Annotated in this window: 13 protein-coding genes and 2 tRNA genes; 5 read left to right on the forward strand and 10 right to left on the reverse strand. The window is 71.5% G+C overall.

Annotated features, from left to right (window positions below):
* From ABD993_RS11105 to ABD993_RS11130, 6 genes are all read right to left on the reverse strand, one after another.
* Complete coding sequence (locus ABD993_RS11105; RefSeq protein WP_345415556.1) at positions 1-612, reverse strand: hypothetical protein; 612 nt, start codon at positions 610-612, stop codon at positions 1-3.
* 245 nt (positions 613-857) lie between these two features.
* Positions 858-2,171 carry a site-specific integrase gene (locus ABD993_RS11110; protein ID WP_345415558.1) on the reverse strand — a complete coding sequence of 438 codons (1,314 nt, stop codon included), beginning with the start codon at positions 2,169-2,171 and terminating at the stop codon, positions 858-860.
* 112 nt (positions 2,172-2,283) lie between these two features.
* Positions 2,284-2,359 (reverse strand) — tRNA-Arg (locus tag ABD993_RS11115).
* A gap of 56 nt (positions 2,360-2,415) precedes the next feature.
* Positions 2,416-2,505: transfer RNA gene (locus tag ABD993_RS11120), tRNA-Ser, on the reverse strand.
* A gap of 54 nt (positions 2,506-2,559) precedes the next feature.
* The gene (locus ABD993_RS11125; protein WP_345415561.1) at positions 2,560-4,536 is read right to left on the reverse strand and encodes an acetoacetate--CoA ligase; all 1,977 of its coding nucleotides are present in this window, start codon (positions 4,534-4,536) and stop codon (positions 2,560-2,562) included.
* 32 nt (positions 4,537-4,568) lie between these two features.
* Positions 4,569-5,255, reverse strand: coding sequence for a dienelactone hydrolase family protein (locus ABD993_RS11130; RefSeq protein WP_345415564.1), 687 nt, complete (start codon positions 5,253-5,255; stop codon positions 4,569-4,571).
* A 55-nt stretch (positions 5,256-5,310) separates the two neighbouring features.
* Between ABD993_RS11130 and hisC the strand changes: the two genes are divergently transcribed.
* Positions 5,311-6,369, forward strand: coding sequence for a histidinol-phosphate transaminase (hisC, locus tag ABD993_RS11135; RefSeq protein WP_345415567.1), 1,059 nt, complete (start codon positions 5,311-5,313; stop codon positions 6,367-6,369).
* A gap of 34 nt (positions 6,370-6,403) precedes the next feature.
* Complete coding sequence (locus ABD993_RS11140; protein ID WP_345415570.1) at positions 6,404-6,778, forward strand: DUF4870 domain-containing protein; 375 nt, start codon at positions 6,404-6,406, stop codon at positions 6,776-6,778.
* A gap of 52 nt (positions 6,779-6,830) precedes the next feature.
* Here the strand turns inward: ABD993_RS11140 and ABD993_RS11145 are convergent, their stop codons facing one another.
* Positions 6,831-7,112, reverse strand: coding sequence for a GlsB/YeaQ/YmgE family stress response membrane protein (locus ABD993_RS11145; protein WP_345415573.1), 282 nt, complete (start codon positions 7,110-7,112; stop codon positions 6,831-6,833).
* A 258-nt stretch (positions 7,113-7,370) separates the two neighbouring features.
* Between ABD993_RS11145 and ABD993_RS11150 the strand changes: the two genes are divergently transcribed.
* The gene (locus tag ABD993_RS11150) at positions 7,371-7,643 is read left to right on the forward strand and encodes a GlsB/YeaQ/YmgE family stress response membrane protein (protein WP_345415576.1); all 273 of its coding nucleotides are present in this window, start codon (positions 7,371-7,373) and stop codon (positions 7,641-7,643) included.
* A 60-nt stretch (positions 7,644-7,703) separates the two neighbouring features.
* Here ABD993_RS11150 and ABD993_RS11155 read toward each other — a convergent pair whose 3' ends face one another.
* Positions 7,704-8,366, reverse strand: coding sequence for a response regulator transcription factor (locus tag ABD993_RS11155; RefSeq protein WP_345415579.1), 663 nt, complete (start codon positions 8,364-8,366; stop codon positions 7,704-7,706).
* 496 nt (positions 8,367-8,862) lie between these two features.
* Here ABD993_RS11155 and ABD993_RS11160 point away from each other — a divergent pair, with 496 nt between their 5' ends.
* Entirely contained in the window at positions 8,863-10,071 is a 1,209-nt protein-coding gene (locus ABD993_RS11160) for a glycoside hydrolase family 16 protein (protein ID WP_345415582.1), read from the forward strand.
* Between the two features lie 55 nt (positions 10,072-10,126).
* Here ABD993_RS11160 and ABD993_RS11165 read toward each other — a convergent pair whose 3' ends face one another.
* Both ABD993_RS11165 and ABD993_RS11170 read right to left on the reverse strand, forming a co-directional pair.
* A complete protein-coding gene (locus ABD993_RS11165; RefSeq protein ID WP_345415584.1) occupies positions 10,127-10,444 on the reverse strand; it encodes a hypothetical protein in 318 nt (105 codons plus the stop codon).
* 143 nt (positions 10,445-10,587) lie between these two features.
* Positions 10,588-11,115 carry a helix-turn-helix domain-containing protein gene (locus ABD993_RS11170; RefSeq protein WP_345415586.1) on the reverse strand — a complete coding sequence of 176 codons (528 nt, stop codon included), beginning with the start codon at positions 11,113-11,115 and terminating at the stop codon, positions 10,588-10,590.
* A gap of 155 nt (positions 11,116-11,270) precedes the next feature.
* Here ABD993_RS11170 and ABD993_RS11175 point away from each other — a divergent pair, with 155 nt between their 5' ends.
* Entirely contained in the window at positions 11,271-12,431 is a 1,161-nt protein-coding gene (locus tag ABD993_RS11175) for a benzoate/H(+) symporter BenE family transporter (RefSeq protein WP_345415588.1), read from the forward strand.
* The last annotated feature ends 87 nt before the right edge of the window (positions 12,432-12,518 follow it).

The raw sequence follows: 12,518 nt of genomic DNA on the forward strand, positions 1-12,518 counted from the left end.
TCAGTCGCCCTCTCCGGGCGGGCCATTACGCTCGTCGTAGCCGAGGCCGCCGATCCCCTCTCCGCTGCCCGCCGCGGCCGGGCCGTGCTGGTCCATCCAGTGGATGAAACGCAGAGTAGAGCCATCGAAGTGGGCCCGTATGCGGTCGTGGATGGCCTTCTGGTCGTGGCCGGGTGAGAAGTCGCGCTTGGTCTCGGTGCCACATCCGCACGCACAGGCGCGCAGCCGATACTGCTCCTCCTCGGGCAGATCGATGTAGCCGACGGGGTTGCGGGACTCGTTGTCCAGCGGGTCGTGGTGCCCGACATAGGCGTCGCGGAACGGGTGGCCCGCCTCGAGGACCCGGCCGACGATGCTGCGACGGCCCTCGGCGTCCGGGGCGGTGATCGACTCGATCTCGACCGCGGCCAGAACGGCTCGGTCCGGCGGGGTGTTCGCGGTAATCAGGGCGAAGGTCTCGTTGTCCGCGCGCGGGCCGAGCTTCCACGCCCCGCGCCCGGCCTCGAAGGCCTCGGCCTCGGTCATGCGGGGGAACCACCCCGTCCAGTCCCGCCCCAACGAGTCGGGCACCTCCAAGGTCTTGTAGTGGCCGATACGCAGCACCAGGGTCATGACGCTTCCTCCCGTGAGTTCGTCGCAGGCGTTAGTGACGAGTTGAAGTTAGACTATGGCACCCCGGGATGGCAAGTAAGGCTTTGAGAATGCTGGGAGGCTGCGGGCAGTATGTGTGTCAGCATCTTGAAAGGGCTAGGAGGAGTTTAACGAGGAGGAGGAGGCGCGAGGATGAGTTCGAGTCCTGGAGTCGGTGATCGATGAGGGCGAAGTCGGCTCGTCTAGGCGTCTCGCGGGGCCAGGCGTCACTTCCCGCGCCCACGAAGCGAGGCGAGATCGAGCGGGGTTCTGCTCCCCACCACCCCCGCCGCGACCTGGTCGGCGGATCCCACCCACGCTGCATAGTGCCTCAGCGTCGTTGTGCCGTCGCCGTGACCGAGCCGGCCCGCCACGGTCCGCAGGTCGACACCAGCCGTCAGCAACTCAGTGGCTGAGTAGTGGCGCAACTCCTTCAGCGTCGTCTCGATGCCCAACTTCGCGACGAGGCGGCCGTATCTACGTGTAAGGGAGGCCGGGTCGCGTGGGCGACTCATGTCCGGCGAAGCCGAGAACACCCAGGTCCGATCCGTCAACTCAGCGCCGAGCAGAGCTAGGCGGGCAGCACAGTCGTCGCGGTGAGCTCGAAGTAGATCGACCGTTGGAGCGTCGATCGACACCCGACGCATCTGGTGGCTCTTGGTGTCCTTAAGCACCATCCCGTCCGAAGTCCGGACGTAGTTCTCGTCCAGCCGGACGATGCCTGAGTCGAGGTCCAGGTCTTCCCACTGCAGCGCCACCACTTCGCCGCGGCGGGCGCCCAGCATCGCCGAGAGCCAGAGATACAGACCCCACTCCGGTGACAGCTCCCAGGCCGTCTCCACGATCCGAGCCATCTGCGAGCTAGTCGGGGGCTTCGGCTGAGGACGAGGCTTGGCCGGCGGGCGAACCGAGGGCATCGGATTGAAGCTGATCCAGCCCCATCGCACCGCGGCCGAACAGGCGCCGGACAGGATCGCGTGGATCGAGCGAACGCTCGACGCCGCGTAGGGCTTGCAGAGGTGAGGCTTGCACCCATTAGCGGCGCAGTCGTGCGCGCCCTCGACGACGTGCTTCTCGATGAACGGCTTCCCATTGCAGAGGCCGCGGCACTTCCGCAGGCGCGCATAGAAGGGCTCCAGCCGCTCGGCGGCCTCGCGAACGAAGAGGACCAGCGGGACGTCGCCGAGCTTCGGGCGGATGTAGATCCGGATCTGTGCCTCGTACGTCATGCGCGTAGTCGGGTCGATCTCGTGCTGGGCCATCCAACGGTCAAGGAGCGCGCCCACGGTCGCGCGAGTACGGGCGATCTTAAGGTCGTCAGCGTCAGCCAGCAGTCGCGTACGGAGCTTCTCAGCTGCCTTCTGCGCCGCCCGCTCGGAACGGGCGTTGCCCGGCTGCTCGATCGCAACGCTGTCGGTGAGGATGATCCGCTCGCCCGTGCTCGGGTCCTCGCCAGCTGACACGCGCACCTGGAACCTGTCGCGCATCCGGCGGATGCTGCCCCGTTGTCGCGGCGTCGGCGGCTCCTCCACGGCGGTCACAAGTCGGAAGCTAGCAACGTTGGTGGATCGCGCCGTGGATCGTGATCGACTTCAGTCGTCCCGGAATAAGTCGGGCCCCGACCAAACTAGCTGGTCAGGGCCCGATCTCGCGTGGTGCGCCCGAAGGGATTCGAACCCCTAACCTTCTGATCCGTAGTCAGATGCTCTATCCGTTGAGCTACGGGCGCGTGCTCTTCATTTATACCTACTGATCCGACCGACCCGGGAGTCGGCCTGACCGGTGCGGAGGCTCCGGGATTTGAACCCGGGATGGGGGGTTACCCCAAACCGCATTAGCAGTGCGGCGCCATAGACCAGACTAGGCGAAGCCTCCCGGGGCCTCTCGGCTCCAGCGCTCAACAGAGTACACACGGCCGCCGAGGGGGTCTCACCGCCCCCCGGCGAGGGCGAGGAAGGGCGCGAGGGAGTCCGGGTTGACCAGGGCTCCGCGGGAGACGGCCTTGTCCGGGTCCACCCCGGCCAGGATCTTCTTCACCGGCACCTCGCACTTCTTGCCGTTCAACGTCCGCGGGATCTCGTCGACGAGGACGAAGCGGTCCGGGACGTGGCGCGGCGAAAGCTCCGAGCGCAGGGTCTTGCGCAACACCGGCTCGATCTCCTCCAGGGACGCGCCGGGGGCGAGGACCAGGAAGCAGAGCAGCGCCCCCTCCTCCCTGGACCCGAGGGCCGTGGTGTCGACCACCAGCGAGTCCGCGACCTCGTCGAACCCCTCGACGACGGCGTAGAAGTCCGCGGTGCCCATCCGGACCCCGCCCCGGTTCAGGGTGGAGTCCGAGCGGCCGTAGATCACGAAGGAGCCGCGCGGGGTGGCCCGCACCCAGTCCCCGTGCCGCCAGCGGCCGGGGTAGTCCTCGTAGTAGGCCTCGCGCAGCCGGGTGCCGTCCGGGTCGTTCCAGAACATCACCGGCATGGACGGCATCGGCCGGGTGATGACCAGCTCGCCGACCTCGTCCGCCAGGTCCTCGCCCTCCTCGTCCAGCGAGTGGACGTCCGCACCGAGCGCGGCCACGGACAGCTCGCCGAGCCAGACCGGGACGGTGGGGGCGGAGCCGAGGAAGGCCGCGCACACGTCCGTGCCGCCGGAGACCGAGCAGATCTGGATGTGCTCGCCCGCGGCGTCGGCGATCCAGCGGAACCCCTCCGGCGAGAGCGGGGACCCGGTGGAGCCGAGCGCCCGCATCGCGGACAGGTCGTAGGTGTCCCGCGGCCGGAGCCCCGCCTTGAGGCAGGACTGCACGAACGGCGCGGACACCCCGAACAGCGTGACGCGGTGCTTCTCGGCGAGGGCCCACAGCGTGCCGAGGTCCGGGTGGCCGGGGTTGCCGTCGCAGAGCACGATCTCGCAGCCCACCAGCAGACCGCCGATGAGGAAGTTCCACATCATCCAGCCGGTGGTGGTGAACCAGAAGAAGCGGTCCCCCGGGCCGAGGTCGTTCTGCAGACGCAGCGCCTTGAGGTGCTCCAGGACGATCCCGCCGTGCCCGTGCACGATGCCCTTGGGCAGCCCGGTGGTGCCGGACGAGTAGAGGATCCACAGCGGGTGGTCGAAGGGGACCGGCTCGAACACCAGCGGCCCGGCCTCGGCGGTGAACTCCGCCCACGGCGTGGTGCCGTCCAGGGTCGCCGCCTCGTCCAGATAGGGCACCAGGACCGTCTGCCGCACCGTGGGCAGCTGCTTCTGCAGGGCGGAGACGGTCTTGCGGATGTCGAAGCGCTTGCCGCCGTAGCAGTACCCGTCGACGGCGAGCAGCACCGTCGGCTCGGTCTGGGCGAACCGGTCGTGCACCGCGCGGGCCCCGAAGTCCGGCGAGCAGGAGGACCAGACGGCGCCGAGGGAGGCCACGGCCAGGAACGTCACCAGGGTCTCGATCGAGTTCGGGGCCAGCGCGACGACCCGGTCCCCCGGCCCCACCCCGGCCCGCACCAGTCCGGCGCGGGTCCGGGAGACCTGCTCGCGCAGCTCACCGCGGGTGAGCGTGCGCTCCAGCCCGTCCTCGCGCGCGAAGCGGACCGCCAGGTCGGAGTCCTCGCCCGCGGCGAGGGCGTGCTCGGCGTAGTTCAGGGTGCCGCCCGGGAACCACTGCGCGCCGGGCATCTCGCGGGAGCCCAGCACGGCGGTCGGCTCGTCTCGCCAGCGCACTCCGCAGAACTCCGCGACGGCCGACCAGAAGCCGTCCAGGTCCGTGACCGACCAGGCGTGCAGGGCCGCGTAGTCGGTGTCCGACGGCAGCTCGACGCCCCGGTGCTCGCCCACCCACCGGGCGAACTCCGCGATCGCGCTCCCCGCCGCCCGCTCGGCGGAGGGGGACCAGAGGACCTCGGGGACCGCGGCGTCGAGAGTCATGGGCTCATCGTGTCCTCTCGGTCCCCTCGTGCTCAACGCAAGTGTGAGTCGAACCAGTTCAGCATGCGCTGCCAGGCGTCCTCGGCCGTGCCGGGATCGTCGTCGAAGCGGTGGCCGCGCCCGGGGTAGGTGACCAGGTCCGTGGCGACCTCGGACTCGCGGGCGGCGGTGAGCAGCCCGTCGAGCTCGTCGGCGTCGTCCCGGTCGCCGTAGATGCCCAGCCAGGGGCAGGTCAGCTCGGGAGCGGCGGAGACGAGCGTGGGCAGCGGGCCGAGCGGCTCGGAGATCCCCCCGCCCGCCACGGTGACGGCGGCGCCGAGGGTGCGCCGGGCGGCCACCAGCATGGCGACGCTGCCGCCGAGGTCGAACCCCACGACCCCCATCCGGTCCGCGCTCACCTCGTGCTCGGCCAGCCAGCCGAACGCGGTGTCGGTGTCCGCCATGACCTGTTCGCCGTCCAGCCGGGCGACGTGGTCGTCCACCTCGGCACGGTCGCCGTCCAGCTCGTCCGCGCCGTCACGGTGGTACAGGTGGGGGGCGACGACGAGCCAGCCGTCCCCCGCGATGCCCTCGACGAGCCTGCGCACCGTGTCGGTGACCCCGCGGGCCTCGTGCAGCACGACGATCCCGCCGCGCGCGGGGCCGTCGGGTTCCGCCACCGTGAGCCGCAGGTCGCTGCCGTCGACCAGGGGGACCGCCTCGGTGCGGATCTCGCTCATGAGGACAGCCTTCCATGTGGGGGCCGGGTTCGTGGCCCGGGCTACCGTGACCCCCATGACGCTCATCCGGCCGGATCTGGACTCCCTGCCCGCGTACGTCCCGGGGCGGGCGATCCCCGGCGCGCTGAAGCTGGCGAGCAACGAGGTGGCGCTGGCGCCGACGGCGCCGGTCCTGGCCGCCATCGCCGAGGCCGCCGCGGCGGGCAACCGGTACCCGGACCTGGGCGTCGTCGCGCTGACCGAGCGGCTCGCGGCCGAGCGCGGGGTGGCCGCGGAGCGGATCGCCGTCGGCTGCGGCTCGGTGAGCCTGTGCCAGCAGCTGGTGCAGATCACCTGCCGGGAGACCACGGACGAGGTCGTCTACGCCTGGCGCTCCTTCGAGGCGTACCCGATCGTGACGCAGATCGGCAACGCCCGGTCGGTGACCGTGCCGCTGGACGGCGACTTCCGCCACGACCTGGACGCCATGGCCGCGGCAGTCACGCCGGACACCCGGCTGGTCTTCGTGTGCAGCCCGAACAACCCGACCGGCACCGTGGTGCACAAGGCGGAGTTCGAGCGGTTCATGACGGCGGTGGGGCCGGACGTCGTGGTGGCCCTGGACGAGGCCTACCACGAGTACGTCACCGATCCCGAGGCCGTGGACGGGATCCCGCTGCTGGAGCGCTACCCGAACCTGGTCGTGCTGCGGACCTTCTCCAAGGCCTACCGGCTGGCGGGCCTGCGGGTCGGCTACTCGCTCAGCTCCCCCGAGATCGCCACCGCGCTGCGCAAGGTGTGCGCGCCGTTCAGCGTGAGCTCGCTGGCGCAGGCGGCGGCGATCGCCGCGCTGGACCACGCCGGAGACCTGCTGGCGGCCTGCAAGGAGGCCGTCGGTGAGCGCGTCCGCGTGCGGGAGGCGCTGGTGGCGGCCGGGTTCACCGTGCCGCACACCCAGTCGAACTTCGTGTGGCTCGCCCTCGGCGAGCGCACCGCGGACTTCGCGGCGCACTGCCTCACCCAGGACGTCGTCGTGCGGCCCTTCCACCCGGACGGCGTCCGGGTCACCGTCACCCACGCGGAGGAGGACGACCGGTTCCTCGCCGCCGCCTCCACGTTCAGGGTTTCCCCCTGATGCCGGCGCGGTCCCGCAGGTGTTCCATGGGGGTATGAGCTACCCGTACCCCTCCGGCGGCGGACCGGTCGTGCCGCGCGACGACGAGCGGAACTGGGCCATGGCGTCCCACGTGCTCAGCTTCGTCTCCGCGTGGTTCGCGCTGGGCCTGTTCGCGCCGCTGATCGTCCTGCTGGTCAAGGGCGGGGACTCGTCGTACGTGCGCGCGCACGCGGTGGAGTCGCTGAACTTCCAGATCAACGCGCTGGTCTACACGGTGGTGTTCGGTCTGCTGATCTTCCTCGGCATCGGCCTGGTGCTGCTGCCGCTCTACGGCGTGTTCTACGCCGCCTGCGTGATCCTCGGAACCATGCGGGCCTCGCAGGGCGTGGACTTCCGCTACCCGCTCACGCTGCGCCTGGTGCACTGAGCACACGACTCCGCCCCCGGACCTCGGCCCGGGGGCGGAGTCGTGCGTGGGGTCAGGCCCTGGCGCCCCGGTTGCCGTACAGCCTCGTGGCGCCCCAGACGGCCACGACGGCGAGCACGATCTTGATGATCAGCTCGATCCAGTCGACCCCGTTGGTCGTCGCGACGCCGAGGGCGTTGGCGATGAGGAAACCGACGATGGAGGCGACCACACCGGCGAGGATCGTCAGCCACATCGGGATGTTCTGCTTGCCGGGCAGGATCAGCCGACCGATCACCCCGAGCACGAGCCCGATGATGATCGTCCAGATGATGCCCCAGAACGAGATGGTCACGGTGTTCCTCCTGATGGACGGGCAGCTCCCCTCGGCTGCCTCGCGGGGCACCTGACTAGCAGAGAAGACCGTCGCGGGCGGCCACCTCCACCGAAGTGTTATCGAGCCTTCCCCTGCCGGATGCACACCGCCGGGGGAACTCCCCCGTTCGGGAACGATCCGATCACGGTCCGTTTGTCTCCGACGATCACCGGGCATTCCCGTGGCGGACACGAACGGCCTGCCCGGAGAACCCGGTGCGACCACGGAGGAGGAACCATGGGCATCATCGGATGGATCGTCGTCGGCCTGATCGTCGGTGCGCTCGCGAAGCTGGTCATGCCGGGCAAGGACCCGGGCGGCATCATCGTGACCTGCATCATCGGCATCGTCGGCGGCCTGCTGGGCGGCTGGATCAGCTCCGCCGCGTTCGGCGTCGGCACCGGGAGCTTCTGGGAGTTCCGCACCTGGCTGATCGCCTTCGTCGGCGCGGTCATCCTGCTCGCGATCTACCGGCTCATCGTCGGGCGGCGGTCGCGCTCGCACGCCTGACCGACGACCCGACGACGGCCGCTCCCGGTGATCCCGGGGCGGCCGTCGTCGTGTCCTTGGCTATCCCTCCAGCACGTACCCGGCGCCGCGGACGGTGCGGATCCGCTCGGCGCCGATCTTGCGCCGCAGGTAGGAGATGTAGACCTGCACCAGGTTCGCCGAGGCAGGCTCGGACCAGACCTGGGTGGCCAGCTCCTCGTGCGAGACGGTGGCGCCCGGCTCGGACAGCAGCGCCGTGAGCAGGGAGAACTCGGTCGGCGACAGGGACACCGGGACGCCGTCGACGCTGACGTCACCGAGCTCGGTGTCCACCACCAGCTCGCCACGGCGGATCAGGGCGTGCCCGACGGCGCCGGTCAGCCGCAGGCGCAGCCGGATCCGGGCACTCAGCTCGTCGACGGCGAACGGGCGGACGACGTAGTCGTCCCGGTCGCTGCGGAGCTGCGCGAGCACGGCGCTGCGCCGCTCGCGTGGGGTCAGCACCACGACCGGCACGCCCGGCGCCTCGGCGTGCACCGCGGCGAGCACGGCGGCGTGCTCGGGACCGGGCAGGTCGACGTCGAGCACCAGGAGGGCGGGCGGCGCGGCGCGGATGGCGTCGAGGACGGCGATGCCGTCTCCGGCGGGGTCGGCGCGCATGCCTTCTGCGCGGAGGGAACGCAGCACGGACGCCGACGCGGCGGTCGGGGGCAGCGCCACGAGGACGGGGGCGTACGGGGGCACGGATGATCGTGCCGTCGCCTGCGACGGAACGAACACGGTGGACCCCGGGGGAGCGGCGGGGAGCATCACGGACAGACTGGACCGAAAGACCGGCGATCACAATCTGCCAACGGTTCGAGCGGTGCCTCTGGACCCGACGAACGGCGTCGCCTGAGAGCCTTATTAGGCTGAATGGGGTAACGTCCGCGCGGAATCCGGGGACACCGGGCCGCTCCGGCGCCGTTCGACGACCTGTCGGCGCGCTGGCGCAACCCGGGCTCTCAGGTTCGGGCCGGCTCCCCACCCACGATCAATATGGTTCCCCATCATGCGACGGAAACCCTCCGCTGCGGAGGACCGGCTCGATCCCCACGAGCTGGTCGCACGAATCACCGCAGAGCACAGACTCCCCACTGTGCGTACGGGCCGTCGTCGTCGTGCCTCCGGAACGGTCGCCCCGACTTCGACGCTCCCCTCCCCCCGTTCCGACGGTGACCCGGCCCCCGAGCCCGGCCTGTTGACCCACGCGACGTTGCTGGTGGACGACCCCGAACCGACCACCACGACACCGCACGGCCTCCCGGTCCTCGAAGGTGACGGGCCGTCCCCGATCAGCCCGATGACCGGCATGCCGGTCGTCGCGATCGACGACCTCGTGGCGGTCCACGCCGAGGCCGCCTCGGACGACGCGCCTCCCCCGGAGAGCCCCGACACCGTCATCGAGCGCGAGGCCCCCGAGCCGCCGCGCCGCGGCCGTCGGCGGGCGCCGCGCTCGACGGTCCGCAGGCTGGCCCCGCTCACCGTCGGGGCCGCCGCGATCCTGGTCGCCACGATGGTCGTCCTGCTGCTGCAGCCGGTCTCGGACGACGGGCCGGACCTCTCGGCCTCGCTGGTCTCGTCGGACACCGCACAGGGCGCGTCGGACAGCACCACGACCGGGGTCGCCCCGATCCCGGCCCCGGGTGGGCTCGCGAACGTCGTCGGAGCGGCCAAGGACCGGGCCACCACGACTCCCCCGCCGCCGGCCACGCAGGCCCAGGCGAACCCCGGCCGCAACGCCGGGCGCGCCGCCGCAGGCGCGGCCGCGCCCGCGGGGGACGGCAGCACCGCCGCGGGTCGGCTCGGCTGGCGCCAGACCGGCGGGGACGAGTTCGACGGCGGCCTCGGCAAGTGGGGCGTCTACGACGGCGCGGGCCACGGCAACAACGGCCGTCGCACGCCGGACGCGGTCTCGACCGGCGGTGGCGTGCTCACCATCCGCGGGGACGCCAACGGCAATACCGGCGGCATGATGTTCAACGAGGCCCAGCGCCACGGTCGCTACGAGATGCGCGCCAAGTTCCCGGCGGGCAGCGCGGAGTACCACCCGGTGCTCATCCTGTGGCCCACGGACATCGAGTGGCCGCGCGGCGGCGAGGTGGACTTCGCGGAGACCAACAGCGCCGCGGACGACGTGTCGTTCTTCCTGCACTACGGAGCGGCCAACAACCAGGTCTCCGAGACGAAGAAGCTCGACATCACCCAGTGGCACAACTACGCCGTGGAATGGACCGACAACGCGGTCGTCGGCTACATCGACGGCCAGGAGTGGTTCCGCAGCACGGACGGCAACACCCTGCCGCCCGGCAAGATGGCGCCCACCATCCAGCTGGACTACTTCCCCGGCGAGGGCAACCCCGGCAACGCCCAGATGCAGGTCGACTGGGTGCGGATCTACTCCGCCTGACGACGAGCCGTGCGCGGTCGATGGTGCTGGGGCACCGTCGACCGCGCACGACGACTCAGAGCAGCCTGCGCAGTCCCTCGACCGCGGGCTCGAGCAGGACGCGACCCTCGCGCAGCAGCTCCAGGGGGCGGCCGTCGGCCAGCTGCCAGATCACGGCGGCCGCAGCGAGCGCGGCCAGCACGACGAACAGGGCGAGCCACCGGCTCATCCGGGCGTGGCGGCGCATGCAGCGGACGCGGGCGGCGGACTCGACCCAGGTGCGCGGCCCCGTGTGCCGCGGCCCGAGCTCGAGCCGGTTTCGGGGTGCTCGCTGCACCGGGATGCGGGCGGTCGGGGTCTCGTCGGCCTCGTTCTCGAGGGTCTGCACGGTCATGGTCGGGTCCGCTCGGCAGGGGGCTGTCACCCCTCCTGTCGATCGGCAGCCTCGCTGCGTTAGCGAGCTGATCCGCCGAACAGGTCAACCTCGACACCCGTTCTACGTACAGTGATCAATCGATGTCACAGGGCGGCGACGGGTCACCGGGGGTACCGGATGAGCAACGACGCGTGCACGTCCTGCCCTCCCGTCGCCGCGTACCCGTGGGGGGTGTCGGCGGCCCACTCCAGATACCCGCCGGGGCCCGCCACGCCCGGCGCGTCCAGCGGACCCGCCCGCAACTCCCCCGCGAAGACGGTCGCGTGCTCGGTGACGCCGGGATGGTGCGGCGGCGAGGTCTGCGCGGCTCCCGCCGGGATCCGCATGCGATAGAGCTCGTAGGTCGCGGGGCCGTCCTCGAAGACCTTGAGCAGGGCCATGTCGACGGCCGCGCCCTGGATGCGGGCGCTCTCCGCGACCAGCGCGGTGAGCGGCACCCCCAGCGCCGCGGCGACCGAGTGCAGGGTGTCCAGGGTCGGGTTCCGGGTCCCCGCCTCCAACCCGGACAGCGTGGCCTTGCCGAGTCCCGCGCGGCGGGCGAGCTGCGAGAGCGACAACCCCTGCTCCGCCCGCAACGCACGCACCCGCGGCCCGACGTGGGCGGCACCGTCGGGTAGCGCGGACTCCATGTGAGCTATCCTGCCACCGTTCCGTAAACGGAACGCTTGTGAGTCCCGTTCGGTACCGCGAGTCGGACACCCCGACCCGTGAGTCCCCCGGTGTCGACGCGTGAGTCGGACGTCCGGTGCGGGTCCGTGGCGTCGTCAGAGGTCAGGAGGCATGTGTGCGCGGGATCGCTCGGCCGGTGCTCGCCGGGATCGTGACGGCGATCGTCGGGTTCGGCGGGTCGTTCACGGTCGTCCTGACCGGGCTGCGGGCCGCGGGGGCGGACGAGGGCCAGGCGGCGTCCGGCCTGCTGGCGGTGGCGGTGGGATCCGGGATCGTGGCCGTCGTACTCGGGCTGCGGACCCGGATGCCGGTGAGCATCGCGTGGTCGACCCCCGGCGCCGCCCTGCTGATCTCCTCCGGGGTGCCCGACGGCGGGTTCGCCGCCGCCGAGGGCGCCTTCCTGCTGTGTGGGGCGTTGATCGTGGTCGCCGGGCTGGTGCGCCCGCTGGGCAGGCTCATCGCCGCGATCCCGGGGCCGATCGCCGGAGCGATGCTCGCCGGGGTGCTGCTGCAGCTGTGTCTCGCGCCGGTGCAGGCCCTGCACGAGGTGCCGTTGCCGGCGGCGCCGGTGATCGTCGTGTGGGCGGTGATGGCCCGGTTCGCGCGCCAGTGGGCGGTGCCCGCGGCGCTGGTGGTGGCCGTCGTCGCGATCGCCGTGACCGGGCAGGGACTGGGCGGGGTGGACCTCGCGCCCGCGTTCGTCTGGACCACGCCGACGTTCTCGTTCTCGGCCCTGATCGGGATCGGCCTGCCGTTGTTCCTGGTCACCATGGCCTCGCAGAACGTGCCGGGCATGGCGGTCCTCGCGCAGTACGGCTACGTCCCGCGGCTGCGCGGCATCCTGGTCTCGACGGGGCTGATGACCCTCGCGGCGGCGCCCTTCGGTGGACACGCCGTCAACCTCGCAGCCATCAGCGCCGCGCTCGCGGCGGGTCCGGACGCCGACCCGGACCCGGGCCGCCGCTGGATCGCCTCGGTGACGGCGGGCATCGGCCTGGCGGTCCTCGGCCTCGGCGCGGGCCTGGCGACGGCCCTGCTCCTGCTCTCTCCGCCCGTCCTGGTCGAGGCGGTGGCGGGTCTGGCCCTCCTCGGCGCCCTCGCAGGCGCCGTGACGTCGGCGGTCGCGCAGCCCGAGGGTCGCGAGGCCGCGATCGTCACGTTCGTGGTGACGGCGGCGGGCGTCTCGTTCCTGGGTATCGGCTCGGCGTTCTGGGGCCTGCTGGCGGGCGGTGCGATGCTCCTCCTCCACCGCCGCCGCCTCCAGCGAGCCCACTGACCACGAGCCCCACCCCGGACCCGCGAGTCCGACACCACCGCGCGCGAATCCGACACCACAGCGGGCGAGTCCGACACCACAGCGGGC

The organism is Pseudonocardia xishanensis (assembly GCF_039541715.1).
Classification (GTDB): Bacteria; Actinomycetota; Actinomycetes; order Mycobacteriales; family Pseudonocardiaceae; genus Pseudonocardia; species Pseudonocardia xishanensis.